Origin of the sequence: Bacteroides sp. NGMCC 1.200775 (assembly GCF_040798045.1) — a bacterium.
Lineage (GTDB): Bacteria > Bacteroidota > Bacteroidia > Bacteroidales > Bacteroidaceae > Bacteroides > Bacteroides hominis.
Genome location: NZ_JASCQK010000003.1, coordinates 445,162 through 471,138, shown reverse-complemented (window position 1 = coordinate 471,138; position 25,977 = coordinate 445,162). Strand labels below are relative to the sequence as shown.

The window sequence follows — 25,977 nt, the reverse complement described above, 5'->3', positions numbered from 1 at the left end:
TTTTGTTCCCAATCAAATAGCGAATAATGGACATAGAAATAGAAAACCACCCGTTAGAACCTTTTCTCCCGGCCAATGCCCGATTGCTGATGCTGGGAAGTTTTCCACCCCAGAAAAAGCGATGGTCAATGGACTTTTATTACCCGAACCTGAACAATGATATGTGGAGAATCGTCGGACTTTTATTCTTCAACAACAAGGATTATTTTCTGAACGAAAACAGGAAGGCCTTTTGTCGTGAACGGATAACAGACTTCCTTAACGACAAAGGAATAGCACTGTTCGATACCGCATCATCCATCCGACGATTACAGGACAATGCTTCCGATAAGTTTCTGGAAGTGGTGCAGCCCACTGACATAAGCCGGCTCCTCAGGTTAATTCCGGAATGCAAAGCCATCGTCACAACAGGACAAAAGGCAACAGACACTCTCCGGACACAATTCGAAGTGAGAGAACCCAAAGTGGGAGATTTCTCTGAATTTGTTTTTGAAGGACGTCCGATGCGACTATACCGGATGCCTTCTTCTTCACGGGCATACCCATTGGCACTGGATAAAAAAGCGGCAGCTTACCGTGTCATGTATCAAGATTTACAAATGCTTAATATAGAATAAATATGAAACCTCTTTTTTTGCAATATCCTGCATGCAGTACTTGCCAAAAAGCCAAAAAGTGGCTGACGGAAAACAAAATTGAGTATACCAACCGCCTTATAGTGGAAGATAATCCCACGACAGAGGAGTTGAAAGCCTGGATTCCATTGAGCGGACTACCCGTTAAGAAGTTTTTCAACACCAGCGGAGTAGTATATAAAGAGCTGAAGCTCAGCAGCAAGCTCCCGACAATGACCGAAGAAGAACAGATCGCTCTTTTGGCCACTAACGGCAAACTGGTGAAACGGCCATTAGTAGTAACAGACCATTTCGTATTGGTAGGCTTCAAACCCGAAGAATGGGAAAAATTAAAATAATTAGCAACTTCTTTGCATAAAAGCTTGCCAATTCAGAAGTTTATTCTACCTTTGCAGCCGCAAACACGGGAGTAGCTCAGTTGGTAGAGCACCGGTCTCCAAAACCGGGTGTCGGGAGTTCGAGCCTCTCCTCCCGTGCAAAAAAAATCCCGCTTAAGTCAGGTGACCTAAGCGGGATTTTCGTTTATCAGAAACGGATACTCACCTCTACCGGTTCATCACCAATAGTCCAGTCAGGTCCCTCTTCAATCAGACGAATGGCCTCTTTATCGGCCGAAGCACAAAGTCCCTTTTTAACACTAATGGATTCCGGACGTCCATCCTTATCTACCCGGAAAGTAAGAATCACTTTTCCCTTGGCACGTGCACACTCTTTGTCGGAAGGATGCACCAGATTCTCTTTCAGATACCTCCGAAAAGCTTTTCGCCCTATAGACGGTTGCGGTGTACCTGACATCTTTAAGCTCATTATAGCACCTGTAACGCTACTCTTCGGCTGCGAACCGTATCCTACCACTACAACCTCGTCAAGTGTAGCATCATCTACGTTCATAGCTATCAATAAATCTTTAGTCGTATCAACAGGAAGGACAACAGATTCATAACCGATATAATCGACTGAAAGTTCCCGATTCCCATCTGTCTTTAAAGTAAAATCACCATTTTCATCTGAGATAGTCCCCTGATTAGTCCCTTTCACCCTGACTGTGGCACCAACAAGAGGTTCACCACTGGGATCGGTCACTTTACCACGCACCTTACCAACAACAGCCACTTTAGCGTTAAAACTACTATCATTAGCCACCGAAGCTCTCATAACCATTTTTTTGTCCATAGCCGAAGGTTCGTCGTCAATGGTGGCTTCCAGCGCTTCTTCCATCAATTCCTGAGTCATTATTTGAGGAACCTCAGATGAAGGTGCAAGCATTTTTTTCTTCTTACTCTCTGAAATCAATTTCTTCGACGGGCCTGCCGAATCCTTTATTACCGCCTCAGCCAACTCATCTTTCTTCTCTTCCTCATATACCGACAAGGGTTTCGGATGAACCGCTTGTTCCATTGCCATCCGTGCTTCATCCGACAAAGGTTTCTCCTGAAAAAGGAAATAAGAGCCGATACAAACTCCAATCAGCAGGCTGGCGGCGATACTCCAGACCACAGCATGGTTACGCTTTCGCACAGCACGGGCTCTAATCCGACGGCGCAACTCCTCAATCTGCTCGTCGGCTCCATTCCCTACACGGCTGTAACCTTCGAGCGCGTCGGCCAGAAAAGGATCACGCATAGCCTCTTTCTCCAGCCGATGCGCCTCTTTTCCTTTGCGGGCTCCCCGTATGTAGTCTAATAGTTTCATTCCTTAAGCTGATTTTTAATACAAATCTTCAAATTACGTTTTCCGTTCTGGATATAGCTCTTTACGTTATTCAGCGTAAAACCGGTTTGCGCAACTATATCGGCATAAGACATTTCTTCTATAAAGAAATGCCGTATGCTGACGCGTTGGGGTTCAGAAAGTTTCTTCAGACAATGATGCAAAGCTTCCAATTGGTCCGCATTACTTTCCTCTTCACATAAAAGATGCAAAAATTCATCGGATTCCACAATATGAACAGTATAATCCAATGAAATCTCTTTAGAGTCTTTCCGTAATATTTGCAAGCAATGATTCTTTACTACCCGGTATATCCAGGTCCGGAAAGTTTTTATTTCATAATGGGTGACTTTAGGAAGCAAATCTTCAAAAAGTTCCATCACCGCATCCTGAGCCCGGGCTTCATCTTTGAGATACTTCAGACACACGCCATACAACAACGGAATATAACGGTTATAAAGTTCACCGAAATACTCTGTTTCACCGGACTTCATATAATGCTGCAATAGTTCCTCGTCCGTCTGTTCCGATATGTTTCTTCTGAAAAACAGGATTTTTTTTGCAAAGTTAAAAAAAAGAGGAATCTATTTATGGAATCTATAAGAGAATTGCATCTATTGAGTAAAACAAGGAATCAAATTTATCCACTTAAAACAATAAAAGTATGAAAACGAATCAATTCAGAGCTTTGATGCTTATACTGCTAATGACAGTAATTTCATGGGGAGCAGTCAGTGCACAGCCTTTCATAGTAAAAGGTATAGTTACAGACGCTGAAAGCGGAGAAGCGGTGGCCGGTTGCTCCGTTGTAATAAACGGTACACAGAACGGAACCATTACCGGCACAGACGGTACCTATTCCATTCGTGCAAACAAAGGAGCAACCTTAGTATTCTCTTTCATAGGATATCGCACTCAAAAAATAAAAGTGACTTCTGTCCGTTTAGATGTCGCCTTGGAAACGGATACACAACAGTTGGAAGAATGCGTAGTGATAGGTTATGGGGTAGAAACACAAAAAATGATTTGCGGTGCTACCCCCATCGCAATGAATCACAGCCTGTTATACAACGTAGGGATGTCTGCCGAAGAATATAAAGCAATACAGGAAAATGGATTTAAGAAAGTGTGGGATAATCCGCTATCTACTTTCTCGATCGATGTGGATGTAGCTTCATATAGCAATATGCGCCGATTCCTTAATAAAGGAGAGCTACCTCCGGCTGATGCCATCCGTACAGAAGAATTAATAAACTACTTCTCTTACAATTATGCACAACCAACAGGGAACGATCCGGTAAGAATCACATCAGAAATAGGTACTTGTCCTTGGAACGAACAGCATCGGTTAGTCCGCATCGGATTGAAAGCAAAAGAAATTCCTACCGAAAACTTACCTGCTTCGAACCTAATCTTCCTGATCGATGTATCCGGTTCGATGTATGGTCCCGAACGTCTGGATCTGGTAAAATCATCATTAAAGTTATTAGTTAACAATCTGAGAGATAAAGATAAAGTAGCAATCGTGGTATATTCGGGCGCTGCCGGAGAGAAACTGGCATCCACACCGGGAAGCGATAAACAAAAAATACGCGAAGCCATTGACGAACTGGAAGCAGGAGGCTCTACAGCGGGAGGAGAAGGAATTAAACTGGCTTATAAAATTGCCCGAAAAAATTTTATAACCGGTGGCAATAACCGCATCATCCTCTGTACCGATGGTGATTTCAATGTGGGCGTATCATCGGATCAGGAACTGGAGAAACTGATTGAGCAAAAACGTAAGAGCGGTGTATTCCTCACCGTATTAGGATATGGGATGGGAAACTATAAAGACAGCAAGATGCAGACTCTTGCCGAAAAGGGAAACGGCAATCATGCCTATATCGACAATCTGCAAGAAGCCAACCGGGTATTGGTGAACGAGTTCGGAGCAACTTTACATACGGTCGCCAAAGACGTAAAACTACAAGTGGAGTTTAACCCGACACAGGTACAAGCCTATCGGTTGATTGGCTATGAAAGTCGTTTGCTGGCAGATGAAGACTTCAACAACGACACAAAAGATGCAGGAGAAATGGGAGCCGGACATACAGTCACAGCTTTCTATGAAGTGATTCCTGTAGGGGTAAAAAGTGATTTTACCGGAAAAGTGGACGATTTGAAATATCAGAAGAAACAAAAGACTGCCACCTCTGTCAACGACTCTAATGAATTACTAACCGTCAAACTACGCTACAAAACACCGGACGGCAATACCAGCAAAAAGATAGAACAGGCGTTGACTGACTCTAAAAACAACCGGGTTTCCGCCGATTTTCGTTTCGCAGCCGCAGTAGCCATGTTCGGACAACTGCTGAGAGATTCTGAATTCAAGGGAAATGCCAATTATGACAAAGTGATTTCTTTGGCAAAGACCGGCTTGGAAAACGACGAAAAGGGATATAAAAGAGAATTTATACGGCTCGCAGAAACTGCCAAAGGTATCTGATACTGTGGAAGTTTTCCACGTTATCCACACCCCAAAACCCCAATTTCCACAGATTGAGGTTTAGACCTTTGAATATAACAATCTAATAATCAGCAGAATAATACATATACCTTTATTCTGGCACACCGCTTGCACTACTATTATCGTAAGCAAACGGCTTACAGAAAAACAAACCTCATTTATTAACTCAAAACTTACAATTATGAAAAAGGTATTAGTAGCAATAGCATTGGTTATGGGATTAGGTAGCTCAGTAGCATTCGCACAGAACGTAGAAAACGCTAACGCAGTAGTAACGACTGCACAGGCTCCACAAGACGAGTATACAAAGATTGAAGTAAAAGATCTCCCTGCAGCAGTAACCGAAGCCCTCGGAAAAGCTTATCCTGAATCGACTATCAAAGAAGCATCAGTAACAGCTAAAGAAGACGGCAAACTCTACAAAGTAGTCGTTACACAGAAAGACGGTACAGAGACAACTGTAGTAATGAACGAAAAAGGTGAAGAAGTAAAATAAAGATGCATCTTTAAAGGGCAAAAAGCACTGTTTCATTTTTGGAGCAGTGCTTTTTTATGAATAGATGTACTCCGGAAAACATTTAAATCAGCTCGTAACTGCTACTCTGAATTGGCATATCAAGATTATGGAGTATCTTTTCTAACAGAATACCTTCACGGTTATCATACTCATAACCGAAAGTGGCACGAATTCCCTGCAGGATAAACTGGGTAGCACGATCCAAAGCAATGGGAAGGCTGTCTCCCTGCAGCAAAGCTCCGGTAATGACACTCGTAAATGTATCTCCCGTACCCGGATAATGGGCAGGCAGATAAGGGCAAGTGATTTTCCAATAGCGATTTCCTGTCCGGTTATAAGCATAAACCGAAGTTTTGTGAGGTTCATCCAACACAGGCACACTGGTTATGATCACCACCTCAGGCCCTTTTTCCGACAGGCTATGCAGATAATCCTTTAATTCCTGATCGGTATTGGTCTCTTTATACGGACGGCCGAGCAGATAGAAAAGTTCCGTCAGATTGGGGGTTATCACATCGGCATGTGTGATTAACTGCTGCATCTCTGCCACCATCGCTTCATCAAAATTTGAATAGAGTTTACCATTGTCTCCCAAGACAGGATCTATCACCGTCAAGCTATCTTTCCGGCGAAAATCACGGATAAAGTCAGATACAATCTGAATCTGCCTGGGTGATCCTAAATAACCGGTATAGATAGCATCGAACTCCACCTCCAAACGTTTCCACTCGGCAATAATACGAGGCATTTCATCCGTCAGATCAAGAAAAGTGAAATGCGGATATTGCGTGTGATTAGAAAGGATGGCCGTAGGCAACGGACATACCTGAAACCCCATAGACGACAGAATAGGAATTACGACTGTCAGAGAAACCCTTCCCATACCGGAAAGGTCGTGAATGGCAGCCACTTTCTTTACTTTATTTGCAAACATATATTTGTATAAGAGGATATTGCAGAAATCTGTTTCACCACAGATAAACATTCCCTCATCACTTCAATATTACCAATACATCTCTCGCACCGTGCGCTCCCATCACCAACGCTTGCTCTATATCAGCAGTTTTTGAAGGGCCGGAGATAAATGTACCAAATTTATATTTTTCATCTTTTATCAGCTCGTAAGCCTGATGCATATTGCTCACAATACGGTTCTTGTCCAAAACAATCACCAGTTTTTCGGCTATAAAATAGAGCGCTTTGTACTTCACCGTTTGGGGAATCCAGACAGCTGCATTCTCGGCCACCCCAATTTCGCCTTTAACAACAGCTATATCGGTTCCATCCAGATCTTGTGCGCGAGTCAGCAAATCAGGATTGAATGTAGCGCAGGTGATTTCCTCCAGATCGGAAGCAATACTGGCAGCATCAGGGTAAGTACGACGGATGACAGCATTGATATCTTCTCCCTCCCCCAATACAATAGCTTCACCTCCGACAGCAAAACTCATCTCGCAGAATTTGGCAACCACATCCGGATAAGTAGTGGTTTTGATTTGCCAATCAGGGTATTCATAACGGTTCTTCGTATTTTTACGGATACTCGCCAATATCTCTTCTTTACTACTCATTTGTTTTCCTCCTTTCCTTGCACTTTATTTTTCTTCCACATCTCGTTGAACGATTCGCTGGCAAACTCAGGCAGTTCGCGACCCTTACCCCAAGCATCCAAGTCATTGTATTTGATAAAACGCGGCAGATAATTAACTGCCGGAGCAGCCCAAAGAGCCGCATTGAATAGAGCCGGATGGTCCATCAATACTTTCATGCCACCGGACATTATTTTTTTACCCGTATTAGCTTTTCCAATCTTATCCAGATCCTGCCGCCATTTATAAATCTGTTCAGCCAGGTCTACCTTTGCCGGACAAACATCCGAACAAGACATACACAGCGAACAGGCTGACAGGTTATCATAATACTTTTCCGGATCATGTGCCATACCCAGATTGATACCGATAGGACCGGGAATAAAGTAGGTGTAGGAATATCCCCCGCTCCGGCGATACACCGGACAAGTATTCATACAAGCACCGCATCGGATGCAATTCAAAGTCTTGATATGATCGGGATGGGCAAGCAAAGCGCTTCGTCCGTTATCTACAATGATAATATGATATTCGCCTCCTTCACGGGGATTGCGATATTGAGAGGTATAGGTAGTGATAGGTTGCCCTGTTGCCGAACGCGCCAACAAACGGGTAAACACTCCCAAAGCCTCCATATCCGGCACGATCTTCTCCATACCGAAAGCAGCAATATTCAGTGTCGGGCACGATGTCCCCATATCAGCATTTCCTTCGTTCGTGCAAACCACTATATCTCCAGTGGATGCTACGGCAAAGTTGGCTCCCGTCATAGCAGCTTCCGCATTCAGAAAGATGTTCCGCAAGCTTTTTCGGGCGGCATGGGTCAGATAAGTAGGATCAAAATTACCTTTCTCCGTTCCCATTTCCTTTTCAAACAGCTCTCCCACCTGTTCACGCTTGATGTGAATAGCCGGAAGCACAATATGACTTGGCGCCAGATTCATCAACTGAAGAATACGCTCTCCGAGATCGGACTCCACAACGTCTATTCCTTTCTCTATCAGGAACGGGTTTAGTTCACACTCTTCCGCCAACATCGATTTGCTTTTCACAAAATGTTTCACTCCATGACTGCTCAATATTTCATAAACAATGGCACGATACTCTTCCGCATCCTTTGCCCAATGAACGATGGCTCCGTTGGCTGTGGCGTTTTTCTCAAATTCCAGCAAGAGTTCCTCAAGGTGGCTGTTGGAATAAAGTTTCAACGCACATGCCTTGTCACGCAATTCTTCCCACTCGGGTACTTCCTTGCTCATCTTGTCTCTTTTGGCACGGACCATCCAAAGGGTCTCATTGTGCCATGCTGCCATCACCGGATTTTCCAGAAACTTCTCGGCAGCTTTTGCATGCTTGGTACTCATAATTGTGATGCTAATATTTCTACAACATGAATAATTCGGATAGGCAGGTGTTCACGCTCAATGATACCCTGCATATGCATCAGACAGGAGCTATCGGCTCCGGTTATGTATTCGGCACCAGTCTCCATGTGATGCCGTATCTTATCACGTCCCATGCAGACGGATACAGCCTGCTCTTCGACTGCAAACATACCGCCGAAACCACAACATTCGTCCACGTGGCTGGGTTCAAACACTTCAATCCCCTCGACCATCTGGAGCAAATCGCGCAATTTATTGAAATAAGGTATGTTCAATTCACTCGGAGCAGATAGAAAAAGTTCACGTACACCGTGACAGCTGTTATGAATACTGACTTTATGGGGAAAACGAGCAGGGATTTTCGTAGGTTTTATCACATCGTGAATAAAGGCACAGAGGTCGTAAATCTTATCTGCACTCTGGCATTGATGACCCTCTTTAGCCAAAATACCGGGATGGTTTTCTTTCACAAAAGCCACGCAACTGGCAGACGGGCCTACAATGTAATCATACTTCTGAAATAAATCATTGAAACGGATAGCCATCTTTAAAGATTCATCTTGAAAACCGGCGTTTGCCATGGGCTGTCCGCAACAAGTCTGATCAAGAGGATAATCGACATCCACCCCTAAGCTCTTCAGTAATTTATATGATGCCACCCCTACCTGCGGATAGATGGCATTGATATAACAGGGGATAAACAAACCTACTTTCATAATATATCATTAATTAGTTACAAGTCACGAGTCATAAGCCACGAGTTATCAACAATGAAATACGTACGGGGACAGCAAAGCCACTCATAATGCGCAGCTTATGACATGCAGCCCTCGTATCAGCTTCCGTAGCTCACAAAATATTTATCAGTTTGTGCGTTTGCAGGCTAAGTCTCCATCTGGGATGTCGCATCACGCAATCCACCGTTTCTGCGGTGTTATTACAAGAACAAGGCTGAAGGAAGAAATGTTCGGCAGGAAGCTGTTCATAAACGTCAATATTTTGTCCTTCGTAAACAACTTTAACTTCATCCATCCGGTTTAAAGCTAATTTGACACCCTGCTTAGGCGAACAAGTTACCCAGTCGATAGCAGCAGGCAAAGGTTTCGTTCCATTGGTTTCGATACACACATACTTGCCCGCCCCGTGCAACAAATCGATAAAGGCATCGTCAATCCAAAGTGAAGGCTCTCCCCCAGTAAGAATCACCATGACAGCCGGATACTTCTTTACTTCATTTACAATTTCTTCGTCTGTCATCATTTCACCGATTTCATGCCGGGTATCACAAAAGTCACACTTCAGATTACACCCTGAGAAACGTATGAAAACAGCAGGGGTACCTGTATGATACCCCTCTCCCTGTAAACTATAAAAAATCTCGTTAATCTTTCTCATAAATCACCGTATTTGCTTCCGACTCCTGTACCTCTACCTTATAACACTGTGGAATCTGCTTGCATACCCAACGGGCAATATTTTCCGCCGTGGGATTAAAAGGAAGTACTTCATTCAGATTCTGGTGATCCAGTTTTTCCTTGACGGTCTGTTTTATCTGGGTAAAATCCACTACCATTCCATCCGAGTTGAGCCGTTCTGAACGGCAATAGACAGTGATAATCCAGTTGTGACCGTGAAGAGTGGCGCATTTACTCCGGTACGGAAGAATCAGCTTATGTGCAGCCGATATTTCCATTCGTTTAATTACTGTAAACATCGTTATATGTATTATTAATGGTTACTACACCTAATGTCACCTCGGTGCGGCTACAAAGATAATACAAAAGATAGTTTTCATTCAGCGAGAAAAGTTATTTTTCCTATTTTTGCGGAATGAAAACGATCTGTATTATATTAGGTACTCTTTCGCTGGGACTTGGCATTCTCGGTATTTTCCTGCCATTGTTACCCACTACTCCTTTCTTGCTGCTCACTGCCGCCCTCTACTTCAAAGGATCTCCGCGCCTATACCAATGGCTGCTGAATCACAAATATTTCGGTACCTATATACGTAACTTCCGTGAAAATAAGGCAATCCCTTTACGCGCTAAAATCATCTCACTCCTGCTAATGTGGGGCACGATGCTTTATTGCATTTTTTTCCTGATTCCGTTGGTTTGGGTCAAAGTACTCCTCTTCCTGATAGCCGTAGGAGTGACTTATCATATACTTTCTTTCAAAACATTGAAGAAGTGAGACAATCCCGCACGAGCATCTTCCAGCCGGTCTTGCCAATGCTTCACAGAATTCTGCCCGATCACATCCGAAACATATTTCACCGAAATAAAAGGAATCTCCTTAGCCCTGCACACAAAGGCCTGTGCATAGGCTTCCATATCTACCACATCTCCTTCAATATCCGTCAGTTCGGTCAGGAAGCTATCACCGGTATTGCAAGTTGCCGATTCGGTCCAGTGCCGGCAAAAGCCTCTGGCGGCAAGCAACTCTGACGAATCAATGTGGCACTCCATTCCTAATCCGGACATTTTATGCATATCCCGGTCGACAAAATGACGGCAGACAAAGACATCCCCCACCTGATGGTTAATCGTTCCGGCTGTTCCCTGATTGATCACAATATCCGGCTTCACCTGCTGAATGGCTTCCGCCAAATGAAAAGCCGCTTTCACTTTTCCAATGCCTGTCCGTACATAATATACCTCCACATCGGGCCACTTGATTTCTGTAAATTCGCCTTGTACGGCATAAGTCACTAATATCTTCAACATAAATACTATCTTTAATTTTATACATTCTATATCGAATGCAAAAGTAGTCAATTAAAGACAATTTGACCAGATATTATCTTTAAATGGTCAGATTCTGCACATATCCGCCCTGTTTTCTTCCTATCTTTGCCTGAAACTTAAAACACAAAATATCATGATTCAAAACTCTATCTCCGACAATCGTATTGTCTGGCTCGACGTCATCCGTTGCGTTGCAATGATAATGGTCATAGGCGTTCATTGCATCGATCCTTTTTACATTTCACCCACGATGCGGGCAATCCCCGAATACACGCACTGGGCAGCAATTTATGGTTCACTCCTCCGCCCGTCGGTTCCCTTGTTTGTTATGATGACCGGGCTACTTCTGCTCCCTGTGAAAAAACAGCCATTAGGTCAGTTCTACAAAAAACGCATATATCGTGTTTTGTTTCCCTTCCTCATCTGGTCGGTGTTATATAGTCTGTTTCCCTGGTTTACGGGAGTACTCGGATTGCCGAAAGAAATTATCGGGGACTTCTTCTGTTATACGCAAGGACAAGAATCACAAAGCCTGATAGATTCTCTGAAGGATGTAGCCATGATTCCGTTCAATTTCAGCCATAAAGAGAACCACATGTGGTACATCTACCTGCTCATCGGCCTGTATCTCTATATGCCATTCTTCTCGGCATGGATAGACAACGCTGATCAAAAGACCAAACGAACATTTCTCCTGATATGGATTATTTCACTCTTCATTCCTTATCTAAAGGAGTATGTTGCCAATTGTTTGTTCGACAGAAGCGGTTATGTATTCGGTACTGATACATGGAATGAATTCGGACTCTTCTACTATTTTGCCGGATTCAATGGATATTTATTACTGGGGCATTACGTCAAGAAGGGTAACAACTGGAGTCTGATGAAAACATTCACTCTTTGCATACTCATGTTTGCCGTCGGATATTATGTCACTTATACAGGTTTCAGCACCACAGCAGCCAATCCTAACGCAACAGAAACGGAAATGGAACTCTTCTTTACCTTCTGTAGCCCCAACGTATTGTTAATGACCTTAGCCACCTTCTTACTGCTACAAAAAGTAGTCATCACCAATCAGACTGTCATAAAAGCACTGGCCAACATGACCAAATGCGGTTTCGGCATCTATATGGTTCACTACTTCGTCGTAGGTCCTTTTTTCCTTCTAATAGGGCCCTCATCGTTACCTATCCCTCTACAGGTTCCACTGATGGCTATCTGTATATTCCTCTGCAGCTGGGCATTCACTGCGTTCATTTATAAGCTTATGCCCCAAAAAGCTGTCTGGCTTATGGGATAAGACCAACAATTGACGTGTAAGGTGGAAAGAGTTTAAGAACTCTTCGCACCTTACACGTAAGTCATTGATAGGAGACTACAGTTACAAGAATGTACCCGGTCCCAATATATCATCCATATAACTCACATTACGGGTACGCAGCAATGCCCCGTTCGGACTATAAAACAGCTGATATTGAATGTCTACATTTTGTTGCCCTACCTTGATGACAATAATCGGTTGCCATTTGGGAAACTCGACATAAGTAACATCTTCCACCTGCCAGCCGGAATAAGGACCGGAAGCAAACGCATTATATACCGTAGCAGAAAGTTCATCGGTATCTCCCCACTCCGTCTGGGTCATCTGCCATTGTCCCTGCGCATTGAACCAGACATTCTTTTCATAACCATTCATCATGAAATCGGCACAATAGTAACCGCTGTCCTGTGACCAGGCGATACCATCAGCTTTGGGATACATTTTTTTCAAAGCCGCCTGCGCCTTGGCAGGAGCATTATCTGCCCAAACAGACATGACAACCATCAACAGAGCCATTAACAAGCTGAATCTCAATTTTATCATAGCTAAAGCATTTTAATCGGATGAATACTTTTCGCTAACTAACAACTTACAAGGTTGCTTTGTTTCAGGCTGCCACCACTACACTGTCAGAGGACAGAAGTGAGGTTTCCAATCGTATCCTTCACACGCTTCACAGTTGTCACATTCCGCTCATACTCGCTGATATGAACAGTTCCTCCCATAGATACAGCCTCGTTCTTGTATGCCATTCCGCTTTTGAGGCTCTCCCGTGCGGAGAAATGGAATTCCTGAATACCGGTCTCTTTTGCAATCCGGCAGATATTCTTTTCGTTCACCCCACAACCTGCAAGGAGAGTGATTCTGCCCTTCGCCCTTTCACGGAGTTCCTTCAACAAAGGTATGCCAAGTTCAGCCGTTGCCTGTTGCCCCGAAGTCAGAATACGGTCACATCCCAGGTTAATTATCTGCTCCAAAGCCTTAGATGCATCACGGCACACATCGAATGCCCGGTGAAAAGTGACAGATAAACCTTCAGAAGCTTCCATCAGCTGTTCCATCACCGGCACATCTATCTCTCCGTTTGCTGTCAGACATCCAAACACCACCCCATCAGCTCCAAGTCGACGAGCCATTTCAATATCCTTCAGCATAGTCTTTATTTCGATGGGAGAATAAAGAAAATCCCCTCCACGCGGACGGATAATGACATGCAACCGTGTAGTTGTCAGCACCTCACGTGCCATCGCGATTTCGCCATACGAGGGAGTCGTTCCGCCCTCCGGGATGCCTGCACAAAGTTCCACGCGGTTTGCTCCACCTTCCTGTGCAGCAATGCAACTCTCTACGGAGTTGGTACAAACTTCAAATAGGTAGTTCTTCATATTTCATGAATATTAAAATAACTGTTTAACGAGGAATTAAAAAAGGGCGAATTGCTTCGCCCTTATCATAAACATTTTCTTTTTCAGTCTTTATTTTGCAAAGCTCACCGCACGTGTTTCGCGGATAACGGTTATCTTCACCTGTCCCGGGTAAGTCATCTCGTCCTGAATCTTCTTCGCAATTTCACCCGACAGATTTTCCGTCTGCTTGTCGTCTATTTTGTCTGCCCCGACAATAACACGAAGCTCGCGTCCTGCCTGGATAGCATAAGTCTTGGTTACACCCGGATAAGACATAGCCAACTGTTCCAGATCGTTCAGACGCTTGATGTAAGCCTCAACAATTTCGCGGCGTGCACCCGGACGTGCTCCGGAGATGGCATCACACACCTGTACGATAGGCGCAAGCAGGCTGGTCATCTCTACTTCATCGTGGTGGGCACCGATAGCGTTACAAATATCCGGTTTTTCCTTGAATTTCTCAGCAAGTTTCATACCCAGCAAAGCGTGTGGCAATTCCGGTTCTTCATCGGGCACCTTACCAATATCATGCAACAATCCGGCACGTTTTGCTTTCTTCGGATTCAAGCCCAGTTCAGAGGCCATCACAGCACAAAGGTTGGCAGTCTCACGTGCATGCTGCAACAGGTTCTGTCCATAAGATGAACGATATTTCATCTTACCGATGATTCGAATCAGTTCCGGATGCAATCCGTGGATACCTAAGTCGATAGTAGTACGTTTACCTGTTTCAATAATTTCTTCTTCCACTTGTTTACGCACTTTGGCAACCACCTCTTCGATGCGTGCCGGGTGAATACGTCCGTCAGTAACCAACTGATGCAATGCCAGACGGGCTATTTCACGACGAACAGGGTCGAATGCGGAAAGAACAATTGCTTCAGGAGTATCGTCTACTACGATTTCAACTCCGGTAGCAGCTTCAAGAGCACGGATATTACGGCCTTCACGTCCGATGATACGTCCCTTGATTTCATCCGATTCAATATGGAATACAGTTACAGAATTCTCGATGGCAGTTTCCGTAGCCACACGTTGTATCGACTGTATCACGATACGTTTAGCCTCTTTACTTGCAGTCAGTTTGGCATCGTCCATGATATCATTGATATAAGACTGCGCCTGAGTCTTTGCCTCTTCTTTCAACGACTCTACCAAGCGTTCTTTTGCCTCTTCGGCCGACAACCCGGAAAGTGCTTCCAGTTTTTCAATTTCCTGATGCTGGAGTTTGTCCAGTTCCTCTTTCTTTTTATCCACGATTCCCAACTGTGCTTCCAGATTCTCTCTGACAGCATCGGCTTCGGCTCTTTTACGCTGAATCTCTTCCTGGCGCTGGCTCAGCACCATTTCACGTTGTTTCAGCTTATTTTCAGCCTGTTGGATCTTTTGGTTACGCAGGGCTACCTCCTTCTCCAAATCTGCTTTCTTATTGAGAAACTTCTCTTTTACTTCCAGCAGTTTGTTCTTCTTAATCACTTCTGCTTCTGTCTCTGCTTCTTTCAGGACATTATCATATTTGGCCTTCAGTCCGTATTTAAACAATACGTACGATAAGATTCCTCCTACGATGAAGCATGCAATGGATGCTACTATTGTTACTAACATTGTAATTTAATTTAAATATAAATAAAAACGCACTGCCAAATACTCGAAAGCTTCTTCTTCCGGGCATCTTTAGCAGTGCGTGGATTTTCTTTTATAAAAATGGAAACAGTTATTCCTCGTTCCTGAAATACTCTTCCAGCATTTCTGTAAGTTCTTCTATCTTGGCCGTATACGGTTGGGTATCATTACGTTGCAGCAGATGCAGCTTTTCCAGTGAAAACTGATATGCCACCATAGCTATAATCTTTTCCGGAGCTATGTTCCTGTAGTGCTCCCGATACGCATTGAGCCTGATATTTACCTGCTTTGCCGCTTCTCTTACGGTCTCTTCCTCGTCACGGTTGATGGTGAGGGGATAATAAGAATCTGCTATTTGCAGGTTTATTTTTATTTTATCGTTCATACATCCTTTTTTATGTTATTCATTCAACAAAGCGATGCATTTATCGACTTCACGCACTAATTTAGACAATCGCAGCTTCGTCTCTTTTACGTCGCTGCCGTTAAGGCTGATTGCCGTAGCTGTTTTTAGGTCTGTGTAGTTTGATTCTAACGCTTTGTATTCAGCTTTCACCTTTTCGAGTTCGGCCTTCTCATCTTCGAGAAGTTGCTTTAACTCAGCATTTTCGCGCTTTAATTCATCATGCAGATAGATTAAATGCCGCAGCCTTGCTTCAAAGGTACTTAATAGCTTCTTTTCTTCTTCTGTCATCACTACACCAAAATTGTACACAAAAATACGATTAACTCTGATATTACAAAAACTTTTCGGCGGAAAATAGTCATTTATAGTGAAAATAGTTGTCCGAGGCAACTTTTATTTATTTTTTTTAGCTATATGTCTTCTATTATAAGGATATTTATTTTCTGCACACAAACGTTCATTATAGAAAAGAGTATGGGTATAAGTACAATTATTCAGAATCATCATCTCGTTTGTAATAAATATGCAGAAAGAAGAGAAAAAGCTGAATACATTTTCATCTTTCTGTGCCTTTTTGTTATTAATTTAATAGAATTTATATCAAATAGACTACGATTCCGAAGTTTTATTCCTACATTTGCGGGCAAATGATAACCTTTATAAAAACGCATAATCATGGCTAAAATAACAAAAGAAGCCGCTTTGCTCTATCACTCACAGGGCAAACCCGGTAAAATTGAGGTAGTACCTACCAAACCCTACAGTACACAAACCGACTTATCTCTCGCTTACTCTCCCGGTGTGGCAGAACCATGCCTCGAAATAGAAAAGAACCCACAGGATGCTTATAAATATACAGCCAAAGGTAATCTGGTAGCCGTAATCTCAAACGGTACAGCAGTTTTAGGATTGGGCGACATCGGCGCCTTAAGCGGTAAACCGGTAATGGAAGGTAAAGGTTTACTTTTCAAAATCTATGCAGGTATCGATGTGTTCGACATCGAAGTCAACGAAAAAGATCCTGATAAATTTATCGAAGCCGTAAAAGCCATCGCTCCTACTTTCGGAGGTATCAACCTGGAAGATATCAAAGCACCCGAATGTTTTGAGATAGAACGCCGCCTGAAAGAAGAGCTTGACATCCCTGTGATGCATGACGACCAACACGGAACGGCCATCATCTCGAGTGCCGGACTGGTAAACGCCTTGCAAGTGGCCGGTAAGAAGATAGAAGATGTGAAAATCGTTGTCAATGGTGCAGGTGCTTCCGCCGTATCGTGCACGAAGCTCTACGTATCATTGGGCGCCCGCCTCGAAAATATCGTCATGCTCGACAGCAAAGGCGTTATCAGCAAGGCACGCACGGACTTGAACGAACAGAAACGTTATTTCGCAACCGACCGTACCGACATTCATACACTGGCCGAAGCAATCAAGGGAGCAGACGTATTCCTCGGCCTGTCAAAAGGAAATGTATTATCCCAGGATATGGTGCGCAGCATGGCCTCCTCGCCCATCGTGTTCGCTTTGGCAAACCCCACACCCGAGATTTCATATGAAGACGCCATGGCTGCCCGTCCCGACGTGTTGATGGCAACCGGACGTTCGGACTATCCGAACCAGATTAATAATGTAATCGGTTTCCCGTATATCTTCCGCGGAGCGCTCGACACTCAGGCAAAAGCAATCAACGAAGAGATGAAGATTGCCGCCGTACACGCCATTGCCAATCTGGCCAAACAACCCGTGCCCGATGTGGTGAACGAAGCTTACCATGTGAACAACTTCACTTTCGGTCCGGAATACTTTATCCCGAAACCGGTAGATCCGCGTCTGATTACGGAAGTATCTATCGCCGTGGCCCGTGCCGCTATGGAGAGTGGTGTGGCCCGCAAGAATATCGAGAACTGGGATGAATATAAAACGCATCTCCGCGAATTGATGGGACAGGAATCCCAGTTGACCCGCCAGCTCTACGATACCGCCCGCCGTAACCCGCAACGTGTGGTATTTGCCGAAGGCGGACACCCCAACATGCTGAAAGCCGCTGTCGAAGCTAAATCGGAAGGAATCTGCCACCCTATTATATTAGGTAACGAAGAACGCATCGAGAAACTGGCCAAGGAACTCGACCTGAGCCTGGACGGAATCGAAATCATCAACCTTCGCCACGACCGTGAGGCAGAACGACGCGAACGTTATGCCCACATCCTCTCTCAGAAACGTGCCCGCGAAGGCGCTACATACGAAGAGGCCAACGACAAGATGTTCGAGCGCAACTACTTCGGTATGATGATGGTTGAAACCGGAGACGCGGATGCTTTCATCACCGGATTATACACCAAATACAGCAATACCATCAAAGTAGCGAAAGAAGTTATCGGCATCCGTCCGGAATACAAGCATTTCGGAACCATGCACATCCTGAATTCCAAAAAGGGAACTTACTTCCTGGCTGACACTTTGATCAACCGCCATCCGGATACTTCCACTCTGATAGATATAGCCAAGCTGGCCGACCAAACTGTCAGATTCTTCAATCATACCCCGGTGATCTCCATGCTGAGCTATTCTAACTTCGGTTCCGACCAGGCAGGAAGCCCGCTGAAGGTACACGAAGCAGTAGCTTATATGCAGAAAGAATATCCCGAACTGGCTATTGACGGTGAAATGCAGGTGAATTTTGCCATGAACCGCGAACTCCGTGACTCCAAGTACCCCTTCACCCGCCTCAACGGAAAGGATGTGAATACATTGGTATTCCCCAACCTAAGCTCTGCCAATGCAGGATATCAGTTGTTGCAAGCCATGGACCCGGATACCGAATTTATCGGCCCGATCCAAATGGGGCTGAACAAACCGATCCATTTTACAGATATCGAAAGCTCGGTACGCGACATCGTGAACATCACCGCCGTGGCTGTGATCGACGCTATTGTAGAAAAGAAAAAAGCTAATAAATGAAACGTCCTTTATCCAAATCACAAATAGTTTGTATCATTCTGCTTTGGGTGGCGCTTTGTTACATAGTATTGGTATACGCCGAACGTATTGACGGTCCTACCATACTTATGCTTATCATTTCGGCAGCATTAGTCTTTATTCCCGTCTACAAATCACTTAAAAAGAATAAATAATATCTTTTTATTCCTTTTTTGCGGCATAAAATATCAATTTTGATGTTTTATGCCGTTTTTCTTTATAAAATGCTTGTTAGTTCGATTTTTATGTTTACTTTTGCAACGTCATCAACAGAGAGACGATAGAATTTAAAAACAATCATATTAAAAGAAAAAAGAATTATGAATGCAGCTAAGGTATTAGAAGATTTGAAGAGAAGGTTCCCCAACGAACCGGAGTATCATCAGGCAGTAGAAGAAGTTCTTTCTACGATTGAAGAAGAATACAACCAACATCCTGAATTCGACAAAGCCAATCTGATTGAACGTCTTTGCATTCCAGACAGAGTATACCAGTTCCGTGTGACTTGGGTAGACGATAAAGGCAACGTGCAGACCAACATGGGGTACCGTGTTCAGCACAACAACGCCATCGGCCCGTACAAAGGAGGTATCCGCTTCCATGCTTCTGTAAACCTTGGTATTCTTAAATTCCTTGCTTTCGAGCAAACCTTTAAAAACTCACTGACTACCCTGCCGATGGGTGGTGGTAAAGGTGGCTCGGACTTCTCTCCGCGCGGAAAGTCAAATGCCGAAGTAATGCGTTTCACTCAGGCCTTCATGCTTGAACTGTGGCGCCACATCGGTCCTGAAACCGACGTACCTGCCGGTGACATCGGTGTGGGTGGCCGCGAAGTAGGTTTCATGTTCGGTATGTACAAAAAGCTCTCTCACGAGTTCACCGGAACATTCACCGGTAAAGGTCGCGAGTTCGGCGGTTCACTGATCCGTCCGGAAGCTACAGGTTATGGTAACATCTACTTCCTGATGGAAATGCTGAAGACAAAAGGAACTGACCTGAAAGGTAAAGTTTGTCTGATCTCTGGTTCGGGTAACGTGGCTCAGTATACCGCCGAAAAAGTGTTGGAACTGGGCGGTAAAGTGGTTACCATGTCCGATTCCGATGGTTACATCTACGATCCGGACGGTATCGACCGCGCTAAACTGGACTACATCATGGAGCTGAAGAACCTCTACCGCGGACGCATCCGCGAATATGCCGAAACTTACGGATGTAAATACGTTGAAGGAGCCCGTCCTTGGGGTGAGAAAGGCGATATCGCATTGCCTTCGGCCACTCAGAACGAACTTAACGGTGACGATGCACGCAAACTGGTTGCCAACGGTGTCATGGCAGTATCCGAAGGTGCCAACATGCCTTCTACTCCGGAAGCTATCAAAGTGTTCCAGGATGCCAAGATCCTGTATGCTCCGGGTAAAGCAGCCAATGCGGGTGGTGTATCCGTTTCAGGATTGGAAATGACCCAGAACTCTATCAAACTGAGCTGGAGCTCTGAAGAGGTAGACGAAAAGCTGAAGAGCATCATGAAGAATATCCATGAAGCTTGCGTACAATACGGTACAGAACCGGACGGATACGTAAACTATGTGAAAGGTGCTAACGTGGCCGGATTTATGAAGGTTGCCAAAGCAATGATGGCACAGGGAATCTTATAATCAGCAAAGAATTCAATCATAATGTCATAGTAGAAGTCCCCGTATCTCTGTAACAGGAGTACGGGGATTTTCATTTCAAACTGTCAATGCAAGTGCTTGAAGAGAAAGAGCACAAAGATGGGATACTAAAAAATGTACTCAAGCTCCGGAACAGCAAAATAAAATATCTCCTTATTCAACATCACCTCCGCATTCCATTAATCGTTCAGCAACAAAAAAAATAATATTAACAGACTATTTAAACAGACAGTCCGGACAGTTTGCTATAAAAGAACTTATTGACATCAAAAAAATAAAAACAATCGTCCCAATCTTTCATAAAACGAAAAAGTAATCTCTTTTTTTAGTTCATTAAAAATTTGCTTGTTTGTTTTAAACCATTTACTTTTGGAATTTTAAAAACCAAAGCCTTATTTTTGAAAAAATCACAATCAGCCTTATATTCTACTAAATGATTTTAAATAACGAGCCTAAGAAGAAGAAATTTGAGCAGTTTTTCATTATGACTTACCCAAAAGTCAAAGCGTTTGCATGGAAATTGTTGAAATCAGAAGAAGATGCAGAAGATATTGCCCAAGATATATTCGCAAAATTATGGACCCATCCTGAGATTTGGGAAAACCAGGAAACTTGGAACAGCTACATTTACACTATGGTCCGCAATCATATTTATAACTTTCTAAAACATAAATCAATCGAACAGACCTATCAGGAGCAATATACAAAAGAGGATCTGTCTATATCCGAAGCCGACATTCACGATCAACTTTATGCCAGGGAAAGCGAACTTCTGATGAAACTCACGATTGCCAATATGCCCGAACAGAGAAGAAAGATCTTCCGGATGAGCCGCACACAAGAAAAAAGCAATCAGGAAATTGCCGATGAACTGAATATTTCAGTTCGTACGGTAGAGCGTCACATCTATTTGGCATTAATCGACTTAAAAAAAGTGCTCCTCACCCTATTTTTTTTCTACATCGGTTGAGTAATCAGCCACAACTAATTGTCTTATCTATATAAAGGCTATAAAAATGAAGAATTATATTCAGAGAATCATCCGTTTGTTTGCAGCTTCCGATCCCGACAAAAAAGTCACCGGAGAGATCCATCAATGGTTGCTCGACCAGGAACATACCGAGGAAAAGGAAACTGCCCTGCACGACTTATGGAACGAAACGGAAGGAAAGGCCGACCAGACCACCTGGGACTCTCTCGCATCAGTATATGCCAAAGTCGGAGCCAACTCCGGAGGCAGACATCAGCCACGCATCCGTTTTGCATATTACGCGGCTGCCATAGCGTTGTTGATCGTGTCTGTTTCGGTTACTTTTCAAATGACCAAACAGCACTTCACCGAGACTCCCCTAATTGAGAACATAACACCGGACGGGCGCCTGAGCACCCTCCGGCTTCCGGACGGCAGTATAGTGGAAACTAACTCAGGCAGCATCCTCCTTTATCCTGAAAAGTTCAAAGGTGAAACCCGCACGGTTTACTTAATCGGTGAGGCCAACTTCAAAGTAAAGAAAAACACCGGCCAGCCTTTTATAGTCAGATCGGCCACCATGGCAGTGACAGCCTTGGGAACCGAGTTCAATGTCGCCGCTTATCCGGAAGAGAACGAAATGATTGCAACCCTGATTCATGGAAAAATAAAAGTGGAATGCGACAATGGAAAAGAGAGTTATATTGTCACTCCCGGACAACAGGTCACTTACCATAAGAGCACGGGAAAAAGCAAGCTCGCCGAAGCAAATATTGAAGACGTTACGGCCTGGCAAAAAGGGATGTACGTATTCAGAGGAGTTACTATGTCGGCAATCCTGAACGAACTGGAAAGACGCTACGCAGTCACATTCCAGTATAACGCCAATTTATTTAATGATGATAAATTCAACTTCCGTTTCCGTGAGAAATCCACTTTAGAAGATATCCTGAATATCATGCAGGAAGTCGTGGGAGGATTCAACCATGAACTGAAAGGGAATATATGTTACATTAAACGGGATGCAAAAAAAATAAAATGATTTAGTATATTTATTTGTTTAACCTTAAAAACAACTATTTAGCATGTAAAAAAGTATCCGGAAAGAGGCGGCCACCTAATTCCGGATATGAAATCTGAATTCTTAGCGTTAAAGCTTATGCTTTACTTTTTGGGAAATAAATATTATGATTTAACACTAAAATTCGTTCAAATCTATGAATTTTTATCGATTAAAGTCTATTTTTTTTATAATTTTTAGCTGTTTTATTCTACAAACAGCTGCCTTTGCTCAAAACAACGTAAAAATAACGATCAAAAAAAAGAATATCACGTTGCAGGAAGCATTGCGGGAAGTTGAGAAACAATCTGATTATCTGATTGCTTTCAACGAATCCAAACTTGAGAAAACCAAACGCGTTAACCTGAATATTAATGCTGAATCTCTGGATAAGACGCTGACTTCTATCCTGTCCGGAACGGGTCTTTCCTACAAAATCAAAGACAAATATATCATGATTATTCCGCAATCAAAAGTGGAAGTTGAACACAAGAAGCTGTCGGGTATAGTGAAAGATGACAAAGGAGATCCTTTGATCGGGGTCAATGTCTCTTTCAAAGACAGCCCTACCGGAACCGTCACCGGTCTTGACGGCCGGTTTTCCATCCTGGCTGCCAAAGGAAATGTAATTGAATTCTCCTATGTGGGCTATACCACCAAATATATTACAGTGGGTGATGCTTCTTCACTGACTGTCGTATTGGACGAAGACGCCAAAGCGCTGGACGAGGTTGTCGTCACCGCACTGGGTATCAAACGTGCAGAAAAAGCGCTGAGTTACAGTGTTCAGCAGGTAAAGTCAGATGCTATCAACAGTGTGAAAGATGCCAACTTCGTAAACGGATTAACCGGAAAAGTAGCGGGTGTGTCCATCAACCGGAGCTCCTCGGGTATCGGCGGAGCAACCCGCGTAGTCATGCGCGGGGCCAAGTCCATTGTAGGAAACAATAATGTGCTCTATGTGGTGGACGGTATGCCCATCGGCAACCCCTCAAAAGGTGAAATCAATAATGATTACAGTACTCCGGGAGGAGGTGAAGGCATTTCCGATTTCAACCCGGAAGACATCGAGAGTTTATCGATACTGACAGGTCCCGCCGCTGCGGCCTTATATGGTTCATCGGCAGCCAACGGTGTTATCCTGATCAACACTAAAAAAGGTCAGGAAGGCAAACTGAAAATCTCAATCTCCAACAATACGGAGTTTATGACCCCGTATGTAATGCCGGAATTTCAAAATCAATACGGTAATGCAAAAGGATCCTACAAGAGTTGGGGTGAGATGCTGCAACAGCCTTCAACGTTCCGCCCGAAAGACTTCTTTAAGACAGGCGCCAATATCATGAATGCCGCCAATTTTTCAGTAGGAAACAAAAATAATCAAACGTTCGTATCGGTGGCAACCACGAATTCCACCGGCATCATCCCCAACAACGAATACTATCGTTATAACTTCACATTGCGCAACACTGCGAGTATGCTGAATGACAAACTCCATCTTGACCTGGGAGCCAGTTATGTTCTGCAAGGTGACCAGAACATGCTGTCGGCAGGACGTTACTTTAATCCGCTGGTACCTCTGTATCTCTTTCCGCGGGGTGAAGATTTTGAAGCGGTCAAAGTGTACGAACGATATGACACCAACCGCAAGTTCCCCATACAGGAATGGTCGTATGGTGACCAGGGCCTGAACCTGGAAAACCCGTACTGGATTGTGAACCGCGAAATGTTTGTTTCCAAAAAGAAACGTTATATGTTTTATGCCAACGTAAAATACGACATTCTGAGCTGGCTGAATATAGCAGGACGTATACGAGTGGATAACACCAACACCACATCCGAACGTAAACTGCATGCTTCGACAATCAAGCTGCATGCCCAGTCGGACAAAGGAGCATATAACCAAAGTATGGAAGAGTATCAGCAGACCTATGCAGATATCATGCTGAATGTGAACAAAAATCTCGGTGACTTCAATCTGACAGCAAACGCCGGATTCAGTTATGAAGATCACCTGACCACCGGCATGGGCATCGGAGGGAAACTGTTTACTGTCCCCAACCTGTTCTCTGCCTATAACTTCGATCCGTCTTCCGGCCCCGGTTCGCAATCGCACATCCATACACGAAACAATTCGGTGTTTGTAAGTACTGAATTGGGCTATAAAAGTATGCTTTATCTCACCCTGACCGGACGGCAGGAATGGGCTTCCCAGTTAGTCAACTCCGACCAGCCCACCTATTTCTATCCTTCCGTCGGAGTGTCGGGCGTAATCTCCGAAATGGTAAGTCTGCCTAAATTCATTTCATTCTGGAAGATGAGAGCTTCATTCGCCGAAGTAGGAGGACCGATCAATTATACCGGATTGACTCCCGGAACCGTCACCGATCCCATGAAAGGCGGAGTCATCAATCCGATATCGATTTACCCCTTCCCGAACTTCAAAGCAGAACAAACCAAATCGTATGAGTTGGGAACTAACCTGAGACTTTTCAACAATAAAATCAATATCGACGCCACGGTTTATCTGACAGATACCTATAATCAGACCTTCCTCTCCAGTATGTCTCCTGCTTCGGGATATTCGGGTTTCTATGTACAGGCGGGTAAGGTACGCAACAAAGGTATCGAACTGTCATTGGGGTATAACGACCGGTTCGGAAAAGTGGGATATGCCACCAATCTGACTTACACAGCCAACCGAAATAAAATCATGAAGATGGTGCATGACTACAGGAACCCGGCGGACGGCTCGCTGTTCAGCATCACCGAACTGACCCTGCAGGATAAAGGAGGAGTTTACCTGCGGGAGAAGGACGCAATCGGGGATGTATACGTAAAAGGTATCCTTGCCAGAGGCAAAGACGGTAAACTGATCGAAGAAGAAGGAGGGTATAAAGTAGACCGCTCACAACGTATCAAGATAGGATCGGTCAACCCCGATTTTTCAATAGGCTGGAGACATAATGTAACCTGGAACAACCTTACTCTGGACCTGTTGTTCAACGGACGCTTCGGAGGTATCGTAACCTCTTCCACCCAAGCCTTCCTCGACGACTACGGTGTATCGAAAGACACTTATAAAGCGCGTCAGAACGGTGGTGTATGGGTGAACGGAACACAATATGATGCGGAAAAATATTATACGACCATCGGTGGCGAACAACTGATGGCATATTACGCGTATAAAGCGACCAACATCCGCCTTCAAGAAGCCAGCCTGAGCTATACACTGCCGGGCAAATGGTTCGGTAATGTGATCAACCGGCTGACGGTTTCCGCCATCGGACGCAATTTGTGGATGATCTATAATAAAGCTCCATTCGATCCGGAAATGACCTCTTCGACAGGTACCTATAACCGGGGAGATGTCTTTATGCCACCCAGTTTGCGTAGTGTGGGATTTAGCGTAAAGATTGAATTATAACCTTTAAAAAA

The 25,977-nt window shown here is 44.1% G+C and carries 26 protein-coding genes and 1 tRNA gene; 13 read left to right on the top strand and 14 right to left on the bottom strand.

The features are described from left to right. Nucleotides 1–26: 26 nt before the first annotated feature. From QK890_RS11175 to QK890_RS11165, 3 genes are all read left to right on the top strand, one after another. Nucleotides 27–617 (top strand): uracil-DNA glycosylase family protein, encoded by a 591-nt coding sequence (locus QK890_RS11175; RefSeq protein WP_005781007.1) that lies wholly within the window; start codon nucleotides 27–29, stop codon nucleotides 615–617. 2 nt (nucleotides 618–619) lie between these two features. Continuing rightward, complete coding sequence (locus tag QK890_RS11170) at nucleotides 620–973, top strand: arsenate reductase family protein (protein WP_005781008.1); 354 nt, start codon at nucleotides 620–622, stop codon at nucleotides 971–973. A gap of 65 nt (nucleotides 974–1,038) precedes the next feature. Then, nucleotides 1,039–1,111 (top strand) — tRNA-Trp (locus QK890_RS11165). A gap of 49 nt (nucleotides 1,112–1,160) precedes the next feature. On the opposite strand, the gene QK890_RS11160 is transcribed toward QK890_RS11165, so the two are convergent. Next, complete coding sequence (locus tag QK890_RS11160; RefSeq protein ID WP_032539523.1) at nucleotides 1,161–2,327, bottom strand: energy transducer TonB; 1,167 nt, start codon at nucleotides 2,325–2,327, stop codon at nucleotides 1,161–1,163. Further along, the gene (locus tag QK890_RS11155) at nucleotides 2,324–2,899 is read right to left on the bottom strand and encodes an RNA polymerase sigma factor (protein WP_032531659.1); all 576 of its coding nucleotides are present in this window, start codon (nucleotides 2,897–2,899) and stop codon (nucleotides 2,324–2,326) included. Before QK890_RS11155 ends, QK890_RS11160 begins: the two co-directional genes overlap by 4 nt. A 110-nt stretch (nucleotides 2,900–3,009) precedes the next feature. Here QK890_RS11155 and QK890_RS11150 point away from each other — a divergent pair, with 110 nt between their 5' ends. Continuing rightward, the gene (locus tag QK890_RS11150; protein ID WP_367627339.1) at nucleotides 3,010–4,836 is read left to right on the top strand and encodes a von Willebrand factor type A domain-containing protein; all 1,827 of its coding nucleotides are present in this window, start codon (nucleotides 3,010–3,012) and stop codon (nucleotides 4,834–4,836) included. Between the two features lie 202 nt (nucleotides 4,837–5,038). Next, nucleotides 5,039–5,353, top strand: coding sequence for a hypothetical protein (locus tag QK890_RS11145; protein ID WP_032531638.1), 315 nt, complete (start codon nucleotides 5,039–5,041; stop codon nucleotides 5,351–5,353). A gap of 82 nt (nucleotides 5,354–5,435) precedes the next feature. On the opposite strand, the gene QK890_RS11140 is transcribed toward QK890_RS11145, so the two are convergent. From QK890_RS11140 to QK890_RS11115, 6 genes are all read right to left on the bottom strand, one after another. Further along, entirely contained in the window at nucleotides 5,436–6,308 is an 873-nt protein-coding gene (locus tag QK890_RS11140; RefSeq protein ID WP_032539526.1) for a pyridoxamine kinase, read from the bottom strand. Nucleotides 6,309–6,366: 58 nt separating this feature from the next. Further along, complete coding sequence (locus QK890_RS11135; RefSeq protein WP_005781018.1) at nucleotides 6,367–6,945, bottom strand: LUD domain-containing protein; 579 nt, start codon at nucleotides 6,943–6,945, stop codon at nucleotides 6,367–6,369. After that, nucleotides 6,942–8,327 carry a lactate utilization protein B gene (locus QK890_RS11130; RefSeq protein ID WP_005808113.1) on the bottom strand — a complete coding sequence of 462 codons (1,386 nt, stop codon included), beginning with the start codon at nucleotides 8,325–8,327 and terminating at the stop codon, nucleotides 6,942–6,944. Before QK890_RS11130 ends, QK890_RS11135 begins: the two co-directional genes overlap by 4 nt. Further along, a complete protein-coding gene (locus QK890_RS11125; protein WP_005781023.1) occupies nucleotides 8,324–9,064 on the bottom strand; it encodes a (Fe-S)-binding protein in 741 nt (246 codons plus the stop codon). Before QK890_RS11125 ends, QK890_RS11130 begins: the two co-directional genes overlap by 4 nt. A gap of 133 nt (nucleotides 9,065–9,197) precedes the next feature. Beyond that, a complete protein-coding gene (locus QK890_RS11120) occupies nucleotides 9,198–9,743 on the bottom strand; it encodes a radical SAM protein (protein ID WP_032535463.1) in 546 nt (181 codons plus the stop codon). Then, a complete protein-coding gene (locus QK890_RS11115; protein ID WP_005781027.1) occupies nucleotides 9,730–10,062 on the bottom strand; it encodes a 6-carboxytetrahydropterin synthase in 333 nt (110 codons plus the stop codon). Before QK890_RS11115 ends, QK890_RS11120 begins: the two co-directional genes overlap by 14 nt. 116 nt (nucleotides 10,063–10,178) lie before the next feature. On the opposite strand from QK890_RS11115, the gene QK890_RS11110 reads away from it, so the two are divergent. Then, complete coding sequence (locus QK890_RS11110; RefSeq protein ID WP_005781029.1) at nucleotides 10,179–10,541, top strand: YbaN family protein; 363 nt, start codon at nucleotides 10,179–10,181, stop codon at nucleotides 10,539–10,541. Here QK890_RS11110 and QK890_RS11105 read toward each other — a convergent pair. Further along, nucleotides 10,508–11,074: an MTA/SAH nucleosidase gene (locus QK890_RS11105; RefSeq protein WP_005808116.1), complete on the bottom strand. Its 567-nt coding sequence runs from the start codon at nucleotides 11,072–11,074 to the stop codon at nucleotides 10,508–10,510. The two genes, QK890_RS11110 and QK890_RS11105, sit on opposite strands and share 34 nt — an antisense overlap. A 154-nt stretch (nucleotides 11,075–11,228) precedes the next feature. Between QK890_RS11105 and QK890_RS11100 the strand changes: the two genes are divergently transcribed. After that, on the top strand, nucleotides 11,229–12,398 hold the full coding sequence (locus QK890_RS11100; RefSeq protein WP_032539527.1) for an acyltransferase: 1,170 nt from the start codon (nucleotides 11,229–11,231) through the stop codon (nucleotides 12,396–12,398). Between the two features lie 81 nt (nucleotides 12,399–12,479). Here the strand turns inward: QK890_RS11100 and QK890_RS11095 are convergent, their stop codons facing one another. The 5 genes from QK890_RS11095 to QK890_RS11075 all read right to left on the bottom strand — a co-directional run bounded on the left by QK890_RS11095 (nucleotide 12,480) and on the right by QK890_RS11075 (nucleotide 16,142). Beyond that, the gene (locus tag QK890_RS11095) at nucleotides 12,480–12,962 is read right to left on the bottom strand and encodes a PepSY-like domain-containing protein (protein WP_032539528.1); all 483 of its coding nucleotides are present in this window, start codon (nucleotides 12,960–12,962) and stop codon (nucleotides 12,480–12,482) included. Nucleotides 12,963–13,048: 86 nt separating this feature from the next. Beyond that, complete coding sequence (locus tag QK890_RS11090) at nucleotides 13,049–13,804, bottom strand: copper homeostasis protein CutC (RefSeq protein WP_032539529.1); 756 nt, start codon at nucleotides 13,802–13,804, stop codon at nucleotides 13,049–13,051. A 90-nt stretch (nucleotides 13,805–13,894) separates the two neighbouring features. Next, nucleotides 13,895–15,430 carry a ribonuclease Y gene (gene rny, locus QK890_RS11085; RefSeq protein ID WP_005808123.1) on the bottom strand — a complete coding sequence of 512 codons (1,536 nt, stop codon included), beginning with the start codon at nucleotides 15,428–15,430 and terminating at the stop codon, nucleotides 13,895–13,897. A 109-nt stretch (nucleotides 15,431–15,539) separates the two neighbouring features. Beyond that, nucleotides 15,540–15,833, bottom strand: a complete 294-nt coding sequence (locus QK890_RS11080; protein ID WP_005781039.1) for a cell division protein ZapA — start codon at nucleotides 15,831–15,833, stop codon at nucleotides 15,540–15,542. Nucleotides 15,834–15,848: 15 nt separating this feature from the next. Continuing rightward, on the bottom strand, nucleotides 15,849–16,142 hold the full coding sequence (locus QK890_RS11075) for a hypothetical protein (RefSeq protein WP_005781040.1): 294 nt from the start codon (nucleotides 16,140–16,142) through the stop codon (nucleotides 15,849–15,851). Between the two features lie 387 nt (nucleotides 16,143–16,529). Here QK890_RS11075 and QK890_RS11070 point away from each other — a divergent pair, with 387 nt between their 5' ends. The 6 genes from QK890_RS11070 to QK890_RS11045 all read left to right on the top strand — a co-directional run bounded on the left by QK890_RS11070 (nucleotide 16,530) and on the right by QK890_RS11045 (nucleotide 25,966). Then, nucleotides 16,530–18,818, top strand: a complete 2,289-nt coding sequence (locus tag QK890_RS11070; protein WP_005781044.1) for an NADP-dependent malic enzyme — start codon at nucleotides 16,530–16,532, stop codon at nucleotides 18,816–18,818. Beyond that, on the top strand, nucleotides 18,815–18,991 hold the full coding sequence (locus QK890_RS11065) for a hypothetical protein (RefSeq protein ID WP_002562412.1): 177 nt from the start codon (nucleotides 18,815–18,817) through the stop codon (nucleotides 18,989–18,991). The genes QK890_RS11070 and QK890_RS11065 overlap by 4 nt, the downstream gene beginning before the upstream one ends. 165 nt (nucleotides 18,992–19,156) lie before the next feature. Beyond that, entirely contained in the window at nucleotides 19,157–20,491 is a 1,335-nt protein-coding gene (locus tag QK890_RS11060; RefSeq protein WP_005781046.1) for an NADP-specific glutamate dehydrogenase, read from the top strand. A 451-nt stretch (nucleotides 20,492–20,942) separates the two neighbouring features. Then, nucleotides 20,943–21,479, top strand: a complete 537-nt coding sequence (locus QK890_RS11055) for an RNA polymerase sigma-70 factor (protein ID WP_005781047.1) — start codon at nucleotides 20,943–20,945, stop codon at nucleotides 21,477–21,479. Between the two features lie 46 nt (nucleotides 21,480–21,525). Beyond that, nucleotides 21,526–22,521 (top strand): FecR family protein, encoded by a 996-nt coding sequence (locus tag QK890_RS11050; RefSeq protein ID WP_367627338.1) that lies wholly within the window; start codon nucleotides 21,526–21,528, stop codon nucleotides 22,519–22,521. A 175-nt stretch (nucleotides 22,522–22,696) separates the two neighbouring features. Next, nucleotides 22,697–25,966, top strand: coding sequence for a SusC/RagA family TonB-linked outer membrane protein (locus QK890_RS11045; RefSeq protein ID WP_032539533.1), 3,270 nt, complete (start codon nucleotides 22,697–22,699; stop codon nucleotides 25,964–25,966). Nucleotides 25,967–25,977: the final 11 nt, after the last annotated feature.